At 58.5% G+C, this 21,073-nt stretch carries 15 protein-coding genes; 3 read left to right on the top strand and 12 right to left on the bottom strand.

What is annotated here, in order from left to right; translation table 11 throughout:
* Positions 1–17: 17 nt before the first annotated feature.
* Positions 18–2,351: an EAL domain-containing protein gene (locus tag Q0837_RS00140; RefSeq protein ID WP_298463637.1), complete on the bottom strand. Its 2,334-nt coding sequence runs from the start codon at positions 2,349–2,351 to the stop codon at positions 18–20.
* Positions 2,352–2,489: 138 nt separating this feature from the next.
* The gene (locus tag Q0837_RS00135; RefSeq protein WP_298463634.1) at positions 2,490–4,511 is read right to left on the bottom strand and encodes a FecR family protein; all 2,022 of its coding nucleotides are present in this window, start codon (positions 4,509–4,511) and stop codon (positions 2,490–2,492) included.
* A gap of 150 nt (positions 4,512–4,661) precedes the next feature.
* Between Q0837_RS00135 and Q0837_RS00130 the strand changes: the two genes are divergently transcribed.
* Positions 4,662–6,278, top strand: a complete 1,617-nt coding sequence (locus tag Q0837_RS00130) for a ShlB/FhaC/HecB family hemolysin secretion/activation protein (protein ID WP_298463630.1) — start codon at positions 4,662–4,664, stop codon at positions 6,276–6,278.
* Positions 6,279–6,425: 147 nt separating this feature from the next.
* Positions 6,426–7,052: a hypothetical protein gene (locus Q0837_RS00125; protein ID WP_298463627.1), complete on the top strand. Its 627-nt coding sequence runs from the start codon at positions 6,426–6,428 to the stop codon at positions 7,050–7,052.
* Here the strand turns inward: Q0837_RS00125 and tssH are convergent.
* The 10 genes from tssH to Q0837_RS00075 form a co-directional block, all read right to left on the bottom strand.
* Positions 7,000–9,744, bottom strand: coding sequence for a type VI secretion system ATPase TssH (tssH, locus tag Q0837_RS00120; protein ID WP_298463624.1), 2,745 nt, complete (start codon positions 9,742–9,744; stop codon positions 7,000–7,002). The two genes, Q0837_RS00125 and tssH, sit on opposite strands and share 53 nt — an antisense overlap.
* A gap of 11 nt (positions 9,745–9,755) precedes the next feature.
* Complete coding sequence (gene tssG, locus Q0837_RS00115) at positions 9,756–10,796, bottom strand: type VI secretion system baseplate subunit TssG (RefSeq protein ID WP_298463621.1); 1,041 nt, start codon at positions 10,794–10,796, stop codon at positions 9,756–9,758.
* Positions 10,760–12,616: a type VI secretion system baseplate subunit TssF gene (gene tssF, locus Q0837_RS00110; RefSeq protein WP_298463618.1), complete on the bottom strand. Its 1,857-nt coding sequence runs from the start codon at positions 12,614–12,616 to the stop codon at positions 10,760–10,762. The genes tssG and tssF overlap by 37 nt, the downstream gene beginning before the upstream one ends.
* Entirely contained in the window at positions 12,616–13,146 is a 531-nt protein-coding gene (tssE, locus tag Q0837_RS00105; RefSeq protein ID WP_298463616.1) for a type VI secretion system baseplate subunit TssE, read from the bottom strand. The genes tssF and tssE overlap by 1 nt, the downstream gene beginning before the upstream one ends.
* Before the next feature lie 2 nt (positions 13,147–13,148).
* The gene (locus Q0837_RS00100; protein ID WP_298463613.1) at positions 13,149–13,940 is read right to left on the bottom strand and encodes a type VI secretion system accessory protein TagJ; all 792 of its coding nucleotides are present in this window, start codon (positions 13,938–13,940) and stop codon (positions 13,149–13,151) included.
* 24 nt (positions 13,941–13,964) lie between these two features.
* Complete coding sequence (locus Q0837_RS00095; RefSeq protein ID WP_298463610.1) at positions 13,965–14,447, bottom strand: type VI secretion system tube protein Hcp; 483 nt, start codon at positions 14,445–14,447, stop codon at positions 13,965–13,967.
* A gap of 47 nt (positions 14,448–14,494) precedes the next feature.
* The gene (gene tssC / locus Q0837_RS00090; protein WP_298463608.1) at positions 14,495–15,988 is read right to left on the bottom strand and encodes a type VI secretion system contractile sheath large subunit; all 1,494 of its coding nucleotides are present in this window, start codon (positions 15,986–15,988) and stop codon (positions 14,495–14,497) included.
* A gap of 68 nt (positions 15,989–16,056) precedes the next feature.
* Entirely contained in the window at positions 16,057–16,593 is a 537-nt protein-coding gene (tssB, locus tag Q0837_RS00085) for a type VI secretion system contractile sheath small subunit (RefSeq protein ID WP_298463606.1), read from the bottom strand.
* Between the two features lie 103 nt (positions 16,594–16,696).
* A complete protein-coding gene (locus tag Q0837_RS00080) occupies positions 16,697–17,716 on the bottom strand; it encodes a type VI secretion system ImpA family N-terminal domain-containing protein (protein WP_298463603.1) in 1,020 nt (339 codons plus the stop codon).
* Between the two features lie 24 nt (positions 17,717–17,740).
* Positions 17,741–18,481, bottom strand: coding sequence for an OmpA family protein (locus Q0837_RS00075; protein WP_298463600.1), 741 nt, complete (start codon positions 18,479–18,481; stop codon positions 17,741–17,743).
* Between the two features lie 597 nt (positions 18,482–19,078).
* On the opposite strand from Q0837_RS00075, the gene Q0837_RS00070 reads away from it, so the two are divergent.
* On the top strand, positions 19,079–21,067 hold the full coding sequence (locus tag Q0837_RS00070) for a type VI secretion system Vgr family protein (RefSeq protein ID WP_298463597.1): 1,989 nt from the start codon (positions 19,079–19,081) through the stop codon (positions 21,065–21,067).
* The last annotated feature ends 6 nt before the right edge of the window (positions 21,068–21,073 follow it).

The raw sequence follows: 21,073 nt of genomic DNA, 5'->3' as shown, positions 1-21,073 counted from the left end.
TTGACGTAGTGACGGGATCAAGCAGCCGCTTGCATGGCTTTTCTGTCGCCGAGCATTGCCGAGAATTCGGTCCAGTCGACCGGTTTGCCAATCTCCCAGCCCTGCGCGTAGTCGCACCCAAGCTGCGCGAGCGATTGCAGCACTTCTGCATCTTCCACGCCCTCGGCGACGATATCGAACCCAAGCGCGTGGGCGAGCTCGATGGTCGACTGGACCATGATGCGATCCTTGCGGTCGGCGACCAGATTGCGAACAAAGCTCTGATCCAGCTTGATTTCCTGCGCGGGGAAATCCTGAAGGTAGTTGAGCGAGGCCTGTCCGGTTCCGTAGTCGTCGATCGAAATTCGCGCGCCAGCGGCAGACAGGGCTTCGAGCGCCGACCGCGCGGAAACGGAATCGACCAGCGGCGCGCTCTCAGTGATCTCAAGCGTTATTCCGCCATTTTCGGGCGCACCGTTGTCTTTCAGGATCGCTGACGCGGTCTGGATGAACTCATCATCCGAAAGCAACTGCGCCGACACATTGACAGCAAGGTTCAAGGCCTGCCCCGAATCTCTGGCGTCATCTCGGCACCGCAATGCTTCTCGCAGAACGAAGAGAGTCAGATCGAAAATCCTGCCCTTCTCTTCGAGGATCGGAATAAAGTCCGCTGGAGAAATCTGACCCAATTGAGGGCTGTTCCAGCGCACCAAACATTCGCCGGCGGAGATGGTTTGGTCGGACAGTTGCAGTTTGGGCTGAAACACGACCGAAATTGCGCCGTTGCTCAGCGCATCGTCAAGCTCACCTAGCAGGCGTTGGCGGAACTGCGTTTCTTCGTGAAGCCCGCGCGCGTTCGAAGACCAGCTCAGCCCGCGCTTGCGGGCCATTTCCGACGCTGCCTCGGCATTGTCGATCGAGTCGGTCGCATTGCCAAAATGAACCCCGAGGCGCAGCCGTTCACCTGCGATTTCGAATGGTGCGGTGAACAATGATCGGGCAGCCGCAAACGCGTCATCCAGATCGGAGGCGTGTTCGTCAGGCATGAACCAGCCAAATAGGCCATTCTCCAGCCGGTAGACTTCCGCCACGCCCGACATCAAACGAAGCCGCCTTGCGATAGCACGGTCGAGTTCGGCGACATGCGAAATGCCGAGCGCAGTCAGTACTTCGCCAAAATCTGCCACTCGCGCCACAGCGATCATGGTGTTTTCTCGGCGCTTCAGGCCAATCTGCATGGCCGTACGATTAGGAAGCTGTGATGCGGTGTCGGTCAAACGCTCCGCCTGCAAGCTCACACCCGCCTTGATTGCTCTGCGCGCAGCGAAATAGGTGATCAGAAATGCCAAAGCGCCGGTCAATGGAACATATGGCAGCGCCGCTTGATCAAATGCCAACGCCAAAGCGACAAGCGAAACAGCCAGGACGGCTGCCACGGCAGTGCCTTTGGCCGCTCCCTTGCCCGAACGCCCGCGGCGCCACAGGAATGCTCCCAATACCAGCGCAACGGCGATCAGCGGCATCAATTGACCTGTTCCGCCTCTCGCCCGGCCTTGGAGCAGCGTCTCGGCCGCTTGAACCTGGATCACTACACCGGGCTGAACGCCGAAAAGCGCAGTGGGATAGCGATCGAACAGCTCAATGGCGGTGGCCCCGATCACAACCCGCTTACCAGCGATCGCGGAACGCGGAACGCGGCCTTCGACAAGATCGACGAACGAGATGCGCGGGATGGAGTAAATGTCGATCGCCTGATCGACTCTGAAAGACTGATCGACCTCGCCGCTGGTCTTGGCCAGCATATTCGCCAGCGACGGACGGGCGGTGCCATTCGTGGTCGTGCCGTGAGGATAGAGCGTGATCCTGCCATTGGCGGAAGGAGCGACATTCACCGATGCGACAAAGGTGTGCTCACGGAACTTCGGGATCGGCAGCGTTTCGGTGATGGTTTGACTGCCGCCGGCTTCATTGGTCTGCCGGAAAGTCGGCAGGATCGCAGGCTGACTGATCGCGGCAAACGCCTTCGCGAGCTTCCCATCTTCCTCAATCGACGAATTCGCGGAAAAATCGACATCGAAGGCAATCTGTGCCGCGCCCAGTCGATCGAGTTCAGTGATTGCCGAAGCGTAGTGACCGCGCGGCCAGGGCCATTGATCGAGCGCCTCTAGCGAACGCCCGTCGATCTCGACAATCGCAATGTCACCGGACGCAGGGGAGAGCCGCATTTGATCGCGGCCATCATGGAGGCTCTGCTCAAGGAAGTGCGCGAAGCCCGAAATGACCATGGCAAGCGCGACGATGCAGGCAGCCGCAAATGCTGCGGCGCCAATCTGTGCATCACGATTCTCACGCGAAATTCGCGTCAGCCACACTGCCCGTCTCCTGCTGCGCGAGAAATCTCGCCCAAGAACAGCGCACTATGACTGGAAAGGGTTACCGGGCCGTTTGCGATTTGAAGAACAGCGACAGTCGGAGCTCTGCACACGCTTATCCATCATTCCCACTACGGTTCAATCGTCGTCACCCCCGTGACCGTTGCCGTTGCCGCGACCTTTGCCATTACCCTTGCCCGGGTTGCTGTCATCGTCGTCGTCGTCATCGTTGCCATGGCCGTTGTTGCCATCATCATCATCGTCGAGGTCGAGGTCTAAGTCATCACCGATGTCGATATCATCTTCGTCTTCGGTACCATCTTCGCCGTCGTCGCCATCGTCCTCGTCGATGCCGGGCCCTTCAACACAAAGGATGCGCCCGCACGCGCGGCCATCACCATCGTCATTCTCGTCGCGGCCATCTTCGTCTTCATCGCCGCGCAGATCGAAACAGAAATTGCCAAGGCAGATTCCGCCATTGCCACCTTGCCCGCCGGCATCATCGCCGTCCGCGTTCCCGTCGTCGATGCCGACGTCTATCGCGTCATCTGAGCTGCCAGAATCGATGTCTTCTTCAACGCCGCTTCCGTCGCGTTCGTCGCCCGCGGAACTGCCATTTCCATGGCCATTGCCGGTGCCATTCCCCGGATTGCTGTCATCCGTCCCGTCCGGATCGTTGCCATGGCCGTTATTACCATCATCCTGACCGTCATCGGTGCCAAGACCCACATCGATATCGACGTCGGCGTCGACTACAGCGTCATCACCACTGTTGCCGTTGCTGTCACTGCCGCCAAATCCTCCCGGACCAAATGCACTTTGATTTACGTCGACCTGTACGACTTGGGCCGATCCTCCGTCGCTAATATCAACCTCTACGCCACTTCCATCGAGCTCATCATTCCCGGTGGTGCCGCCGCCATTACCGTTGCCATTGCCGTTGCCATTGCCTTGGCCCGGATTGCTGTCGTCACCGCCATCGGCGTCATTGCCATGACCATTATTGCCGTCGCCAAGATCGTCGGTTTGGTCAGGGGACACATCGAGCGTCGCCACTTCGCCAGAGCTGCCGTCGTCGATATCCTCTTCGACGCCGCTTCCATCTTGTTCGTCATTGCCTGTTGGACCGCTTCCTGCGCCCTGATCATCGGCGACTTCTGGTACGACAGGTTCTGGTTCCGGTTCTGGTTCTGGTTCTGGCGCGACCTCATCTTCCTGACTGCTGTCATCCAGTTCTGTCACTGGCTCAGGAACGGCCGCGACTGCCTGCGTTTCGTCGCTATCAGTGCTGCTTTCGCCAGCATCGTCAAAAAGTGCGTCAGGCTGATCCTGGTCAAGAACGGTCGCGCTCTGTTCGATCTCACCAGCCGAAGCTCCGCCAGACACGTCATCATCCATCAGGTTGAGAGCCAGCTGCTGGCCCGCACTTGCGAGTGCGGGGTTCTGGCCTAGCACACGGTTGGACTGCCCTGCAGCCGGCGTCATTCCCGACGCTCCAGGAGCTCCGTCCGTATCACCCAAACCATTTCGCGCCTGAGGCGGCGTGTTCAAAAATTCAGGTGTCCCGCGCACCACAGCACCGGAAAGGTCCTCGCCCGAGCGGCTGCCAGCAATCACCATCAGCTCGCCTGCGTCATCGGCATCGACGAAGCCTATCAGACCCGGAGTAATCAGAGCCGCTTCGAGATCATCGCCGGTTGCGACTTCGACTGCCCCTTCCGTCACCTGAACGCTGGAGCGATCCGCGCCGACTGAGACGTTAAAGGTCGTGCCTTTGACGACGGCGGCGAGATACGGGGTTTTGACACCGAAATGCGGGGTCGATTTCTTTTCGATCTTGAACAGCGCATTGCCGAGATACTGGAAGAACTGAACGACCGGTCCGGATTCCTCAGGAACGGCAACCTTGAGCTGAGCACCCGGAGACACCACGACGAATTCCTTGCCGCGCACCAGAACCGCACGGCCCTTGCTGCCTGTCCGGATCACATCGCCGGGGCGCAGTGTCGAATCCTGCCGCACGGACAGCACCTTGCCGCCGCGATTCACGGTCACACTGCCGCTTACTTCCGAAACGCGCCAATCGGGCGCGGCCGCAAGGGCGCTGGTGCTGGCGAGCAAAGCCGCCAGTGCTAGCGATTTCTTGGCATGTGCAATCATAGGTAATCCAAATCGAAGTTCGTCTATCTATACCCTCTCGCTTATCGCAGGCATGGATCAATGAGTGGTGAAAACGACTGCTTTCCAGAATGTTAAAATGACCCCCAACGTAAGGATTTCTTAGGCGCGGCTGGTTACTCGCGGCCCGCTATGGGGACCAGACTTCCACTGATCTGCACGCTGATGGCGGGCGCTGCCGTGTGCATTCCCATGCACGCTGCCCATGCGCAGGAGAGATCAGCGGGACCGCGGATTGCTTTCGCCAATGTTCTGACAGTGGAACCCGATGGGCGCTTCGACAGCGGTGAAAGCGACAATACCGATCAGATTGGTGCGGTTGTTATCCGCGGCAATGAAGCAATCGAAGACGCGCGATATCAAGCGGTGGTTGAACAGTTTTTTGGCGAACCACTCACCGATGAAGTGCTCGACCGGCTGACTGACGAACTGGCCGAACTGGCCCGTGAAGCCGGGTATCCTTACGCGCGCACCTCAATCGATGAAGATGCCGCCGCGATGGGTATAATTGAGGTCGCGATCGACGAAGGTCGGATCGACGGAATTGAGATCGATGGCGTGGCCAACGCTCAGGCTCAGGCCATGCTGAATGATCTGATCGGGCGGCCTGCGCGCCGCAATGATCTTGAGAGCACCTTGCTGAGGGTCTCCGACATTCCCGGCGTGATCCTCCGCGGTGCGAAGTTGAATCGTGACGACGGACGTTCGATTCTGGTGGTCAAGCTTGGCGAACGCGACAATCGCGGACGGATTGCGGCGGACAATTACGGGACCGAGACCTTTGGCCCGATCCGCGTAAACGCCTCCACGAGGGTTTTCGGGCTTCTCGCTTCTTCCGACGAGCTTCGAACATCGGTTCGCATCAATCCAGTGGATCTGGATGAGCTGCTGTTCGTATCGGGTTCCTACGAAACACAAGTGACCGATGGCGGAGTGACTGCCCGCGTCAGCGGCGCCTTGGGAGGGACCGCACCGGGTGGTTCTCTCGACGGATCGGATATCAGCGGCGACACTGTGCGCGCGAATGCCAGCATCACCGCGCCGCTACTACGCACGAAGAAAAGCAGCCTGTGGGCCGAAGGCGAGGTCGCCTACATCTCGATCAAGCAGGACGAGCTCGGCACTTTACTTCGCGACGACACGCTGGTCACCGCATCAGCCGGTTTGCGCACTCGATTTGCATTGGCAGGCGGCGGATTCATTCGCACCGGCCTTTCAGTCGAGCGCGGCCTCGGTATTCTCGGCGCAACGCGCCTGGGCGATCCAAGCGCATCGCGCCGCGACGGGGACGGTGTCTTCACCAAATTCCGCTTCAACGCGGACACGCGCATCCCAGTCGTCAAACGCCTTGACGTCTACCTTTCCGCAGCCGGGCAACTCGCGGATCGACCGCTGCTGGCGAGCGAAGAGCTCTCGCTTGGCGGGGCGTACCGCGTGCGCGGCTACGATTTTGCCGAAGTGCTCGGCGACGAGGGAATCTCTGGCCTTGCCGAATTGCGCTACCGGGTGAACACCGAGGATCTGCCGCTCAATTTCCTCCAGCTCTACAGCTTCATCGACGGCGGCTATGTGTCCGACATCGATCAGAACTTTGGCGAAGGCTCGCTGTTCTCAGCTGGTCCGGGTGTGCGCGGACGCTGGGGCGTGTTCGATTTCGAAGTCGAAAGCGCGTTTCCACTGGGTGGAAGCGGCGAACGCAGTGATCCGGACGGACCGCAGATCAATGTGCGGGCTGGGGTTAGTTTCTAAACACCCCCAGTTGCTCGTTCTTTCGTCGCTCGGATGAATAACAACGAACTTTTCGCACTATCTTTGCGGTCCTCCGAAACACTCGACTACTACGATTGAAATAACCCCGTTCTCTGATAGCAAGTTGGCGCACTTGGGGAGATCACGATGAGCTGGGTTCTAGACTTTCGCCGGTACGCACCATTCAATTCGTTCGGAGGCGGATTTCACGGCGATGGCAGGTCGGTGCCTGACTATGAAGGAACCGCAAGAACCCGAGGCGTCGTCGAATTTGATCCGATAGCTGGAACCGCAGAGGGCGTTGGCAGCTCAGGCGTATCCTATCACGTACGCTGGCCCAGTCGCCAAAAGACGGGCGACACAAGCTGCGAAGTCACCAAACTGGTGCACACATCGCGCGAGCTCAAGTTCACAGTGCAAACGGCAGGGGCCTTGCCGCTAATTCCAGCCGCACCGGATATCGACACCTTCATCGATTTCAGCGTCACCTTGGTCGGCAACAACCTTGTCTATGGCGGGCTGGTGCGTGGGGACAACTTCCCCAACGCGGAAGTCTTCATTCATCGTGCTGGCGTCACGGCTCCCGCGCCAACCGCCGTGTGGCATTTCGCGACCACGGGCGGGCGGAATTCGGGGCCGATGACCCGATTGGCCGGATCACATTCGCTCCAGGTTCTCGGCTCATTCACTGGTGTGGTCAGGGAACCAGCCTCTTCAGGAGCTAGCCGAACTCATACTCGAAACCGGCATCTCCGGCCTTCACTTCGATTTTAGTGACTTCCAGCCCATCCATCTGCTTTTCGAGCAGTTGGACCGACATTTCCGGCAGCATTGTGTTGGTGAGAATGTTGTCGATCATCCGGCCACCGGAATCGGCGTCGTTGCAGCGTGACACGATCAGGTCGATCACGTCCTGGCCATAGACCATTTCGATCTTGTGATTGCCTGCAATCCGCTTCTTGATACGGCCCAGTTGCAGGTCGACGATCTTGCCCAGCATGTCCTTGTCCAGCGGGAAGAACGCCTGCTGCACAGTGCGTCCGATCAACGCTGGTGGGAACACCTTGAGCAATTCGGGACGTAGTGCGGTCGCCATCGCTTCTGGCTCAGGAGCCAGTTCCGGGTCAGCCGCCATATCCATGATCAGATCGGTGCCGACATTGCTGGTGAGCAGGATCAGCGTGTTCTTGAAATCGATGTAGCGACCTTCGGCATCGTTCATGAAGCCTTTGTCGAACACCTGAAAGAACATCTCGTGGACGTCCGGGTGCGCTTTCTCGACTTCATCGAGCAGCACGACCGAATACGGCCTGCGCCGCACGGCTTCCGTCAGCACGCCGCCCTGTCCGTACCCGACGTACCCTGCGGGCGCGCCCTTGAGTGTCGAGACGGTATGCGCCTCCTGAAATTCACTCATATTGATCGTAATCATCGATTCCTCGCCTGCGAACAGCAGTTCGGAAAGGACCACGGCGGTCTCGGTCTTACCGACGCCCGACGGACCGCACAGCATGAACACACCGACGGGTTTGTTGGGATTGTCGAGCTTTGCGCGGCTGGTCTGAATCCGTTTGGCAATCGCATCCATCGCGTGATCCTGACCGATAACACGCTGCTTCATGCGATCGGCAAGGTCGAGGGTCGATCTGATCTCGTCCTTGACCATCCGGCCCACGGGAATGCCGGTCCAGTCGGCAACAACGGCGGATACCGCATCGGCATCCACCACACCAAACACCATCGGATCGTCGCCTTGCGCCTTTTCCAAATCGGCGAGCGCAGCAGCGAGATTGGCTTCGCACTCCGCTTCCGGCAAAGCAGGTTCGCTTGTCGGTTCGTTCGCCGGCTCTTGCGCGGCCTCAGTGTCGGCTGTGCCCTCTTCTGGTTCGCTGTGACCATCCTCAGCTTGGTCAGATGTGCTCTCCACGCCTCGCGCTTTGGTCAGCGCCTGACGGGCTTCAACCACTTTCGCGAGCGCCTCCTTTTCTGCATCCCACTTGGTCTGAGCCACTTCCAAAGCGGCTTTCGCCTCCTCGATTTCAGCCAGAATCTTCTCATGCCGATCATCCGAGCGATATTGGGCGCCGCGCTCCCGCTCGACGACCTCGCGCTCCACTTCAAGCAGTTCGAGTTTGCGCGCGCGGTCCTCGACCCGCGCCGGGGTCGCATGCTGCGACACCGCAACGCGCGCTGCCGCCGTATCAAGCAAGCTAACTGCCTTGTCGGGCAATTGACGCGCTGGAACGTAACGCTGCGATAGTGTCACAGAGGCATCAACCGCTTCATCCAGCACGACAATCTGGTGATGGTCTTCCATCATCGGCGCGATCGAGCGGATCATCAGGATCGCTTTGTCGCGGTCCGGCTCACCAATGTCGACAGTCTGGAACCGGCGCGTCAGCGCCGGATCTTTCTCGAAATATTGGCGATACTCGGCATAGGTCGTCGCGCCGAGCGTGCGCAGGTTGCCGCGTGCCAAAGCCGGCTTGAGCAGGTTGGCCGCATCGCCTGTCCCGGCGGAACCGCCAGCGCCAACCAACGTGTGAATCTCGTCGATAAACAGGATGATCGGGGTGGCCGAGCCTTCGACTTCGTCGATCACCGAGCGCAGGCGTTTTTCGAACTCGCCCTTCACGCTCGCACCCGCCTGCATCATCCCAATATCGAGTGCGCGCAGAGTGACCCCCTGCAAAGATGGCGGCACATCGCCTTCGGCGATCCGTTTGGCGAATCCTTCGACCACAGCAGTCTTTCCGACCCCAGCTTCGCCGACCAGGATCGGGTTGTTCTGACGGCGACGCAGCAGGATATCGACGATTTGCCGGACTTCTGCATCGCGGCCGATGATCGTTTCGATCTTTCCGTCACGCGCCTGCTGGGTGAGGTCGACAGAGAACTGCGCCAGCGCACCGCCCTCGCCGGGAGTGCCCGCGCCCGGCTCACCCGCCGTTGCACCGGCTTCGCTCGTTCCGCCAGACACTTGCGTAGTCTCGGTGGAGCCGTTCGTAAGCCGTTCGAAATCCGCCGCCAAACGGTTGGCCTCGACCTTGCGAAACTCGAGGCTGATATTCTGCAAGGCGTTACTGAGCGTTTGCGTCTTGAGCATTCCGAACAGCAAATGGCCGGTGCGTACCTTGGCAGCGCCGAATTGCAGCGAAGCGTAAAGCCAGCCCTTCTCAATCGCCTCTTCGATCTGCGGCGAGAAGTCGGAGATCGCGCTTGCCCCGCGCGGCAGCGCATCGAGCGCCTGAACCGTATCGCGCGCCAACTGCGTGTCGTCGATATTGAAAGCGGTGCGGATCGCAGCGAGATCGTTCTGCGAATCCTGCAGCAGAATATGCAGCCAGTGTACCAACTCGACATACGGATTACCGCGCATCTTGCAGAAACCCGTCGCGCTTTCGATAGCCTTCAAAGCGGTCGGATTGAGGCGCCCAAACAGCGCGGAACGGCTAATCTCGGTCATCGCATTACCCCTTAAAGTCCTCCGCCCGCGCGATAGTTCATCGCTGAGCGGCGCAAATGCACATCTTTTCGTAAATCGTCGTTGGCAGCTTTTGCCGTGTCGGTCCCCACCCACGAAGACCAGCCAAGCCGCGCCTGCCCGTTGAGACGCGCAGGTTCCACCTTGGATTGCGGCAGGGCCAAGGTGATGCCCCATTCAAGATGCGAAGGCGAAAGCGCATCAAGAGCTTCGGCAGCCACGCGGAACATCGCGCCATCGGGCTGCAATTGGCGGAACTCGCCAATGTCGCTGGCAGTAATTTGCACCTCGAAATTGTCGGTTACCATGTAGACGCGGGCGCCAAGCACCGCCTCACCTAATCCGCAATGCTGCATACCAAGCCGGGTCTGATCGGATGGATCGATATCCTGCCTGACGGGCACGAATTCGCGCAAAGTCACGGGCAATCCAAGCAAATGGCGCAGTCCGCCTTCGATCGCTCCCGCACTACGCCGCGACGCAAATAGCGCAGCATAATGGAGCCTCGCCCCAGCCGGGAAAGAGTTGTGCTCACCAGCACCCTCGGTCGCGCCTGTCAGGCGATCGACGTAGCTCGCGAAACGATCATGTTCGGGACGGTCGGCCTGCACTGCTGGCTGGGAGACTGCCCAAGACCGGTAGAACAATTGCAGGAACCGACTCGCCAGCATGTCGAGAAAATCGCCGAACGGGCGTTCCTTCGCATATTTCCGTTCATAGGCTGCGAATTCGGTGAAGTGCAGCGGAAGCGGCGACATTGGGCCGGTCAGACCGAGCCAATAACCACCTGCTTCTGCGCGCCCATTCTTGATTTCGATCTCGCCAAGCGTCGGCCCTGGAAAATGCGTGTGCGCGATCTGCCGCAACCGAACGATGTCCTGATCGGGCAGCTTGCTGCGCCCAACCGGCGGCTTGTCCAGCGCGCGCGCGGCGAGGCCCCGCACCAGCGCGAACAGGCTGAAGCGTTTCGGCTTTTTCGCCGCCTCCTGAGCAAAGGTCAGATAGGCTCGCGGGTGCCGATCCTCGGCGGCCATGCAGCAATTTCCCCCTGCAGCTTGGTGTGGAAATGGGTTTCGGTGAAGGAGTTCACAGTCACAAAGCCGGACAGGAACCGCTCCACCACGGCGGTGAACAGGAACATGCGCGCCTGATCGAAGGCGGCATCATCGAGTTCGATATCGATTTTTAGCCCGCGCGCGAGAGCCATGCGGCCTAGCCCTGGAACACGGCGGGTCACATGCGAACCCTTCACCGAGACGATACCGTCGATCTGCGACCGCATCACGGGATCATCAGGACGACCATACAGTGCGAGGTGATTGCGCAGGATCTCACCATCTTTGCCGGCTTCGCCGACAAGCGTGGCGTAGTTGGGCGTCAGATGCCCAATCACCCGCCAGGCCGCATCGCCAATACCAAGCGGTGGGAGCGGCGCGCTGGGCGAGCGCACGACCTTGATCGCACGCGCCGGGATGCCTGCCACGGACAGATGGCTGTCGCCGCTGAATTTGAGCTCCATCGGCAGTTCGCGATTTGTAACCAGAGCGCGAAGCGCCAGATCATGAATGTTCTCCAGCCTCGACGGATCGCCCGGACTGGTCAGCGAGATGAACGTGTCGGTCCCGACATAGTCTTCGCGCCCGCGCAAACGCCGCTCTTTGCGGGAAAGGCGCCGCATGCGGATCCGGTTGGTGTAGAACAAGGCCGAGCGATAATCGTAAAGCAGCGACCCGAACGCATAGAGCGGCGCAACCTCACGTGGGTCCTGATTTTCGCGGTCGAATGCTTCGACCTTGAGCAGCCTGTAGACCTCGTATTCGAGCGGCCCATCGCGGTCGGCGACGACTTTGAACTCATGCTCGGTCTCACTGTAGGGAATGCGGCTGAGCTGCTTTTCAAACAGGTTGATCGCGGGCGAGGCATAGAGCTTGAAATTCCGCTCACTGACCGATTGCACGAGCACATCGGAGGAGCGCGAGAACAGGATCGTGACCTCGACCGCTTTCTTCGACAGGGCGAATGCCTTGCGCAGCGAACGCAGTTTGGTGAAGCGGAACCGCTCGGGACATGCAAAGTATTCAGTCAGTGTGCGATAGGCGGACAAGGTGCGCCCGTCGGACGGCAACAGGCCGCAATCCTCGCCAAAGCCATGCTCTTGCGGCAGATCGAGCAGTGCGAATTCGTCACCGGCAGAATCTAACGGGCGCGCCACCACCGCAATCGCTTCGCCGACAATCTGGCGATAGAGCTCGTTGGGAACGCCCTCTCCACCGTCGATATAGATATCGAGTTCATCGGCTTCGACCGTTGTCAGATCGATACCATCTTGTGGTTCGAATCGCAGAGTAAGGGCTGCGTGCGCTCTTACACCAGCCTTGGCCGCGAATTTCGACGCGGCGGCGCGGCTGCCGACATATTCTGCGCCGGTCAGTTTGATCGGCCAAAGGGTCACTTCATGACCGGTTTCAAAGAATACCGGTGTGTTCGAGCTGCCGGGAGGTTCCGCGGTCAACCGGGTGCGGCGCGGCACTGTGTGGCCTTTGACCAGACCGGGGTCGCCCGGCGTAGGTTCGAACGCCGCGACACAGATCGAAGGGGTGGGCGCAAGATAATGCGGCTGCACCGCTTGCAGCAGATGCTGCGTAAACTCGGGAAACTGGTCGTTGATCTTGAGGTGAACGCGGCTCGACAGGAACGCCACACCTTCCAGTAGCCGCTCGACATACGGATCGCGGTCGGTGCTGTTCAAGCCCAACCGTGTCGCAACGGTTTCGTGAGTTTCCGCGAATTCGAGCGATTGCGCCCGCAAATATTCGAGCTCGGCCTCATAGAAGTCGATCAGGCGAGGATCCATTACTCGCGCACCTCGACTGTCAGGCTTTCAAGATCGACATCGGTTTTGAGCCGGATCGGCATAAGCTGAGGCCCGCCCAGGATCTCGCCTTCGATCAGAAAGCTGACCTTACCGGGACTGTCGGCCCGCCCTTGCGGTTCGACGCGCAGGGACTTGGGATCGAGCCGAGGTTCAAACCGCCGGATTGCCCGGCGAATAGCTCTGGCCTGTTCGCGTTCAGAGGCGATACCCTGCGAGCGCCCAGCAAAATCGCGTACGCCGTAATTGAGCACTGATTCCTGCACGCGCGAATGCTCCGACAAGTCTTGCGCGGATTCAAAAGCGATCGTGTTGAGCAACCAGACAAGGTCGCGCTTGATCGACGATCTCAGCGACTTCTCAGTGAACCGTTCGACATTGGCGACTGCGAAATTTCGAAAGTCTTCGCGCGCCACGGTCGGCATCGAGTCTTCATCGGACAGTCCGCCGAAATCATTGCCCGACACGAGCTTGTCGAACAAAGTCGGGGTGAGGCGGATTTTGGCCGGCATATTCAGGCGCTGCGGAACTCGACTTTGCGCAATTGCTGCAAGGGAATTTCCGATCCGTCCGAGAACGCAAAGAGCCGGTGGCCGAGGCAATAACCGTTCTCATCATCGCCGGTCCATGCGGTAGAAACCCCGCGGATGATCGCGGGGTCATCGGCCTTTTCACTGCCTGGATACCGTGCCGGGATGAAACCTGCGACGCGCGCGCCCTGAGCCATGCCAAACTCGGCCTGAACCCAGATCGTATCGCGCAGATCAACCGGTTCGTTGATTGTCAGGTCTTCGAGCGCGGCAAACGGGACCAGACCGTAATTACCGGCGATGATCGCTTCGGTCGCGGGACCGAGGCGCGGATCGGCATCCGCCATCCATTCGAATTCGAGACCGCTATCCGTCTTGCCTGCGCTGGTGGGCGCAGCATCGAAAGCGGCAGCGTAGAGTGCGTCAGCATTGGCCGCGCCCTGTTGGCGCGCCTGCAACGCGTCGGCGAGGGCATTGCCCCACTCGACCTTGGCAAGGATCGGAGCAGCTTCTTCGCCGGCAAAAATACGAGCGCGCTTCTCTTCGGCGTCCATGCATTGGTTGTAAGCAACCGCGAGCATGCGCGCCTCAGGGTCCAGCTTGGCTATCGTTTCCAGCTGTGCCTTGGCACGTTCATAATCACCGAGCAGCGCGAAGATTTGGAAGAGGAACATGCGAATCGGGATGTCTCCCGGATTCGCACGCACCTCTTCAATCAGCTGCTTGCGAGCGCCAGCGATATCGCCACTGGCGAGCAATTCATCAGCTTGTGACATAGCTTTTCAAAGCGCTTTCGCGCCTCAACCAGCCTTGTTCTGCAGGACGTCGAAGAAGCCTTCGACCTTGCCCTTGGAAGTACCCTTCTCGTCACGCTGGTCGTAGATCTGTTTGATCTTCGCGTAGGTGACGCTGCCGCTTTCGTCGGCCATCTGCGATGCAGAGAAGTTGTACGTATTGATCACGACGTTGTCGAGTTCATACTTGAGGAAATCGATCTTCTTGTCGTCGCCAACGTTAGACTGGAACGAAATCACGCCCTTCGGAATGACCTTGCCAGAAGCACACGCCTTGAACAAGGACACCGACGTTTTGTCGACTTCCTTGGTGAAGGCGATGTCGCCCATATTGGCTTGGCCTTTCGACACCGTTTTCGAAGCATTGTTGTACGACGACGAGTTGAAAGCAGAGAAGCTACAACTGCTCAGCTTGATTTCATTCTCGTGACCATCGTCGGTGGCTTCACCTTCGATGCCGTCAAGTTTCAGAAAAACCGAAACTTCCATTTCATTTCTCCCTCAGATTGAGTGGTTTGGTAGTGCCCAAGGCAGGATTATCCCTGTCCCTGGGGTAGTTGCGACACCATACTGACACTCACATCCATACCTTCCAACTGGTGGTGCGGTACGAACAGGAAGCGGCTTTTATAATACCCCGGATTCTCAGGATCCGGTTCCACCTTCACCTCGGCCCGCTTGAGCGGCAACCGAGCTTTGGTCTCTTCTGACGACGAATCGGGATCCGCCGTAACATACTGGTGAACCCAATCGCTCAGGTCCGCTTGAAGCTGCGGACCTTCGCGGGTTCCGCCAACCCAGTCGCGCACCATGCATTTGAGATAGTGTGCGAAGCGGCAGCTGGCGAAAAGGTAAGGCAGACGAGCCGCGAGACGCGCATTCGCGGTCGCATTCGGATCGTCATATTTGGCGGGCTTGTGAACCGTCTGTGCGCCGATGAAGGTCGCGTCGGTCGTACCCTTGCGGTGGATCAGCGGCAGGAGGCCAAGATCCGAAAGTTCGGCTTCGCGGCGATCGGAGATGGCCACTTCGGTCGGGCATTTCTGATCGACCCCGCCTTCGTCGGTCGGGAAGGTCGCCATCGGCAGTTCCTCAACCGTACCGCCAGATTCGACGCCGCGGATCCGCGTGCACCAGCCAAATTCGCGGAATGCGGCATTGATGCGCACGCCCATTGCGTAGGCCGAATTCACCCAAAGGTGCTTGTCGTGGTCGCCATTGGTGACCTCGTCGAACTCGAATTCTTCGATCGGATTGTCTTTGACGGTGTAAGTCGCACGGCCAAGTATGCGCGGCATCGTCAGCGCGAGATACTTACTGTCGTCCGAGCTGCGGAACGAATTCCACGCCATGTGATCGGTCGTATCGAAACGGTTGGCCAGATCGCGAGGGTCCGAAACTTCGGTCCAGTCATCCATACCGATCAGGTTCGAATCCGCCGCCGCGATAATCGGTGCGTGCGAGGCCGCGCCGATACGGGCCAAACCCTTCATTACCGCGAGGTCTTTGGATGTATGGTCGAACTGCAGGTCGCAAACGAAAGCGCCGTATGGCGTGCCGCCGAGCTGACCGAATTCCTGCTCATAAACCTTCTTGAACAGCGGGCTCTGATCCCAGGCGGTACCGCGATACTGCTTGAACATCGAAGAGAGTTCCGAGCGGCTGATATTCAGCACTCGAATCTTCAGGTCGGCACCAGTCTCACTACCCGAAATCAGATAATCGAGCCCGCGCCACGCGGATTCGAGAGCCTGGAATTCAGGGTTGTGCAGGATTGCATTCATCTGCTGCGACAGCTTGCTGTCGATCTCGGCAACCATCCGGTCGACGGTCGAGAAGACATCGTCGCCCATCTTGACTGCACCGGACAGCGCCTGCTGCGCCAGCGTACCGACGGCTTCCTTGATCTTGTCGCGGCTATCGTCGGACCGCGGCTTGAAGTCGCGCTGGATCAGCTCGGCAAAATCGTCAATCGCGATCGCCTCTTGAGCTTCCTGCCCTTCTTCTAGTTTGCCAGCATCAGTAGCCATCTATTCCTCCGTAACCCACCTTAATGGCCGCGCAGTCTCAAACTGCGAGGCATGCCCTGAACGGGCGCTTAGTCTTCGGTCTTTTCTGCTTCAGCGCCGTCATCCGCAGGCTCTTCTGCGGCTTTCGCCTCGCTCAAAGCTTTGAGCAGGTTCTCATCCTTGAGCACCTTATCGAGCAATTCGGTCGCGTCCTGCTTGCCATCCATGTGGATCAGCAGGTCGTTCAGTTGCTGGCGCGCTTCGAGCAGCTTCGCGAGAGCAGGAACGTTCTCGGCGATCTTGCCAGGCTCGAAGTCATCCATCTTCTTGAACGTAAGATCGACGCCAAGTTTGCCTTCGCCTTCGATTTCGTTGTCGACGATGAACGCCGCGCGCGGTGCGATTGCGGCCATCCGCTTGTCGAAATTATCGACATCGAATTCAGTGAAATCGCGATCCTTCAGATCTTTCTTGGCAACTTCGCTCTTGCCTGAAAGATCGGAGATGACGCCCATGACAAACGGCAATTCAACCGACTTGCGCGCACCATAGGTTTCCACGTCATACGAGATATGGACACGCGGCGAGCGATTCCGGCTGATGAATTTTTGCCCTGAATCTGCCATTGAGACTTCCCCTTCTTAGCTCAGTACCAACCGGCCACTGCCGATTGTGCGGTAATTTCGAATCGGATGCGGACCCGGGAAGGTTCAATTATTTTCCCGAGCATCATTCCATATCATCCCGTTCAAGCAAAACGTTTTTCGCATCATCCACGCTATTGGGGACAATGTCTTCAAGTATCTCCATGAAATCCTTGGTTACCCAGCCGCGCAGGCGAGCAACAGCAACTTTGACCGGATGCCCAGGCTCCGCCCGCTCGTAATACTGTTCGACCGCAGTCAATGCCTTGACCACGTCATCGCGAGATCGCACCGCGCCGCTAAGCGCGGGACCAGCATCGCCGCCTCCCGATGCGGGCATTGATGCAGCGTCTTCACCAGCCGATTCTTCCTCGCCCGTATCGGCGCCGGTTAGCCCGGCATAGGCCGATGATGCCTTCCCGATGAACTCGCGCGTGACAGAGAAGTCAGGAACTTCCTCTTCGCTCTTTTCCTTGAACGCGGCCTCAATCTCGTCAAACGAAGTCTGGAACGAGGTCAGACGCGCAGCAATCTCTTCCTTCTGCTCGTCATCCATCTGATCAAGCATGCGCATGACTTCGGGATAGGCTTCCGCAGCGGCGCCATCTTCTCCGACATCAATCAGTTCACCAGCGGTTACGCGGCCCCGCCCATCGTCCATGATCGGCAGCTGGAGAAACGGCAATCCGAACGCGCCGCGCTTGGCTAGATCTTCACAGATCAAGGCGCGGCCAGCAGGGCCATAATCGCCATCCAGCGTTGGATAGACCGAGTCCCAATGCTCTTCGAGCAAACCCGCTGTGTATTGCAGGCCATGATCGACGACTTCCGCATTCTGCAACGCAAAGCCGCAGCGAGCGTAAGCAACAGCCAGAAACAGGTCCTTGGTCTTGTCGCTTAGCTCTTCAATCAGTTCGAGCAGCTCATCCCAATCAACCCGCTCTGGCTCGGGCCCGTCCGGATCCGGCTCGGAGACGCGCGCGTCGTAAGCGAAATTCGCTTCAAACGCTGTGCGCAGACGATCGAACTCGTTGCTCTCGTCCAAATCTTCGCCGGCCGGAGCTTCGTCCGACACGGGAAGTAGAAGTTGTACTAGCGATTTCACGCCCCACCCCCGGGAATAAGCCGATCAGTCAATTATGACGGCTTCGACCCGCTGATTGACACGATCGGTTGGCTTGGTGTCGTCAAGCGGCTTGGCGCTACCGTACCCTTCGGAAACCAGCTGATCGGCATCGATCCCCGCCGCGATCAGAGCCTCACGGACAGACGCCGCACGCTTTTGCGAGAGCGGTAGATTGATCGCCTCACCGCCGGTTGCGCTGGCGTGCCCTTCGATCCGAAGTTTGACCGGGCTTCCGGCAGCCTTCGATTCTTCAAGGACAGCGACAAGGCTGGCGATTTCCGACTTGGCAGCCGAAGTGAGCGTCGAAGAATTGGTCCCGAAGGTCACAAACAGCTTCGAACGACCACTGACCTTTGCCTTCAGCTCATCAGTGATGGCAACCGCTGGAGCAGCCGTCACACCGCGCCCGGCGGTTTGGGTAGTCGGAACGCGGCGGGTGCGATTCACGCGGCGCGAGTTGCTCGCGGTCGAAACCCGGCGGGTCGAAGGCCGTGCTGCTGCCTGCGTCGTTTGACGACGAGCGGCGCGGATATCAGCCGAACCCATCAAGCCGCTGCGCGATTCCTGACCATCAATGGTTTCGTCAACGCGCTCATTCTCTGATTGAGCAACGTCACCGCAAATATCGAGAAGCTCGCAGCGCATCTGCGCCACACGCTCAGGATCCGCCTGCTGCGCCGAAGCTGCGCCTGGCAGTGCGATAGCCGCAGCGAGCGTCAGAATCGAAATTGGAAGTTTCATCATACAGCTCCACAAGTAGTGTCCCCCCGACACAGGGAGTAAAATTCTAGATGCGGCCGATCCGGGCTCTACCGGCCCTTTTGCTGTCAATCGGACTATCATCCCAGTCCCATTGATACAAGTTGAACGCAACCGCTCCGACCGTCCCGATGGCCCTGTCCCGAATCAAGGCATTCCGCCTAGAAAACTGAACAACAGGCACAGGCTGATCGGCTTGGCCCGCTAATCCTTCGCACGTATAACTTTGATTCTCAATCGCTTGCTGAGAATCCAGTATCGTTGAGCAGTGTAATAGCTCCGAGTCGCGCAGTTAGATTGTATGTTTTTGCCGGAATTTGGCGGTCGCGGTCGATTCTTTTGAAAAAGCGGGACTGCCGCCCGAGCGGCGCAAGACTGGCTTCAATTCATGGCGAATCGCGATCGCCGCAAAAAATGCGCTCAATCTTACAAGCGCTGGACTCTCTTTGCTTGTAGTGTGAGGCTCTAATTGATTATCTGTGATACGAAGTGGCGATCGCATGATCGTTTCCACCAGTCGGTAAAGACGTAACAGCGTCTCCGGGTCGCAGGATTGAAAGACGGTTCAGGGGATTTCCGGGAATGACGTCAGAATTTCGCGAAGCAAAACTGACAGCTGGCCTAGGCGGCGAGCAGGTCGAGTTCATCACCATGACGGCCTCCGAGTCGCTTTCGGAACCTTTCCGCATAGAAGTGCAGATCGCCGCCACACTGGGCGAGATCGATCTCGCGCCGCATCTCGGCGAGAAAATTGCTGTCACTCTGACAGAGGACACCGACGAAGCCCGGGTGTTCAACGGCACGCTGGTCGAAGCCAATCATCTCCACGAAGATGGCGACGGATTTTTCTATAGCCTCATCCTCGCTCCCTTCACCCATTTCATGGACAGCCGACGCGGTTACGCGATCTTCCAGGAAAAGTCGGTGATCGACATCATCAAAGAGGTGTTTGGAAACGCAGGCGTCAGTGATTTTGAGTTGCGGGTTTCGGAGACCTACGAAGCTTTCGAATATTGCGTGCAATACGGCGAAAGCGATTTCAATTTCCTGTCACGCTTGATGGAGCAGGAAGGGCTCTATTACTTCTACGAACACAGCGAACAGAAACACACGATGGTGATTTGCGACAAGGCCGGCACGCACAAACCCGGTTCTGTTGAAACGCTTGCTTTCAATGCGGCGGCTACGTCAGGCCAATCTTACAAAGCCGGCGATAGTCTCGGCGGTCACCACATTCTTGAAAGCTTTGTTGAGCGTGTGGCCAGCACCGGTCACGAAAAAGTTTCCCTGCGCGACTACGACTTCAAGAAGCCTGAACTCGCGGTCGACGGCAAAGCCACTGACAGCTCGGATCACCCCTCGGACAAGAGCGAACACTACGAATATCCCGGCCAATTCATCGAGGAAGCGCGCGCCAAGCGGCTGAGCAAAGTGCGACTCGAGGAATTCAGATCGCTGCGACAGACCTATCTTGGCAAGACCTCCGCCAAAGGGATGCATGCCGGATCGACGATCAATGTGAAGTTTCACCCGACCGAACGCCTGAATGGCGAATATCTGGTCATCTCGACCCAGCACATCTTGCAGACCGCGGCCTACAATGCCTCGGGCAGCGAAACCGACACCGACTTCATCAGCTTCGTCGCAATACCTGCCAAGACTCAGTTCCGCGCCGAGCGACGCACCGAAAAGCCGCGCGTAGTCGGGGTCGAATCCGCGATCGTGACCGGACCGAGCGGTGAGACGATCTACACCGACGAATATGGACGGATAAAGGTGCGCTTCCATTGGGACCGCGCCAACACGGCTGACGAAAACTCAACCTGCTGGATCCGCGTCTCGCAGACAGGCGGGCTCGGTAACGTGATCCTGCCACGCGTGGGTCACGAAGTTATTGTTGATTTCCTTCACGGCGATCCCGACCAACCTGTCGTTACCGGACGCGTGTTCAATCAGGAACACATGCCGGTCTACGATCTGCCAGCCAACAAGACACGCGCGGTCTGGCGCACGCTCACTTACGGTGCACAGAAAGCCTACACACAAGCTGAGAGCCTCGACACCGGCGAACCATTGGCCAACGAAATCCGGTTCGAAGACAAAGGCGGCGACGAAGAGATCTTCGTCCACGCCGAACGCGATATGAATGTCCGCGTGCGCTACGACACCAGCACGCATATCGGCCACAACGAGGTACTCAAGGTCGGCTTCAATCGCGATCGCTACGTCAAAGAGGACGAGAAGGTCAAAATTGACGGCAACAAAGAGTACGAGCTCAAAAAGAACGAGAAAAACACCATTACCGAAGGCAGCCGCGATACCAAGATCAATAAGGGTGATGACTCTCTGACCGTCGATATGGGCAACATCTCGATTAAGGCTAGCATGGGCAAGATCAAGATCGAAGCGATGCAGGAAATCGAGCTCAAGGTTGGCAACAGTTCGGTGAAGCTGACGCCGACCAATCTGGACGCAAAAGCGCTCATGGCGAACTTCAAAGGCGACGCCATGACCGAGGTTTCCGCAGGCGGCATTTTGACCGAGAAGGGCGCCCTGATTAAGATCAATTGATCGAGC

It is taken from the genome of uncultured Erythrobacter sp. (assembly GCF_947499705.1).
GTDB lineage: Bacteria > Pseudomonadota > Alphaproteobacteria > Sphingomonadales > Sphingomonadaceae > Erythrobacter.
The sequence above is the reverse complement of the archived record's forward strand: the minus strand, read 5'-3'. Positions and strand labels throughout refer to the sequence as shown.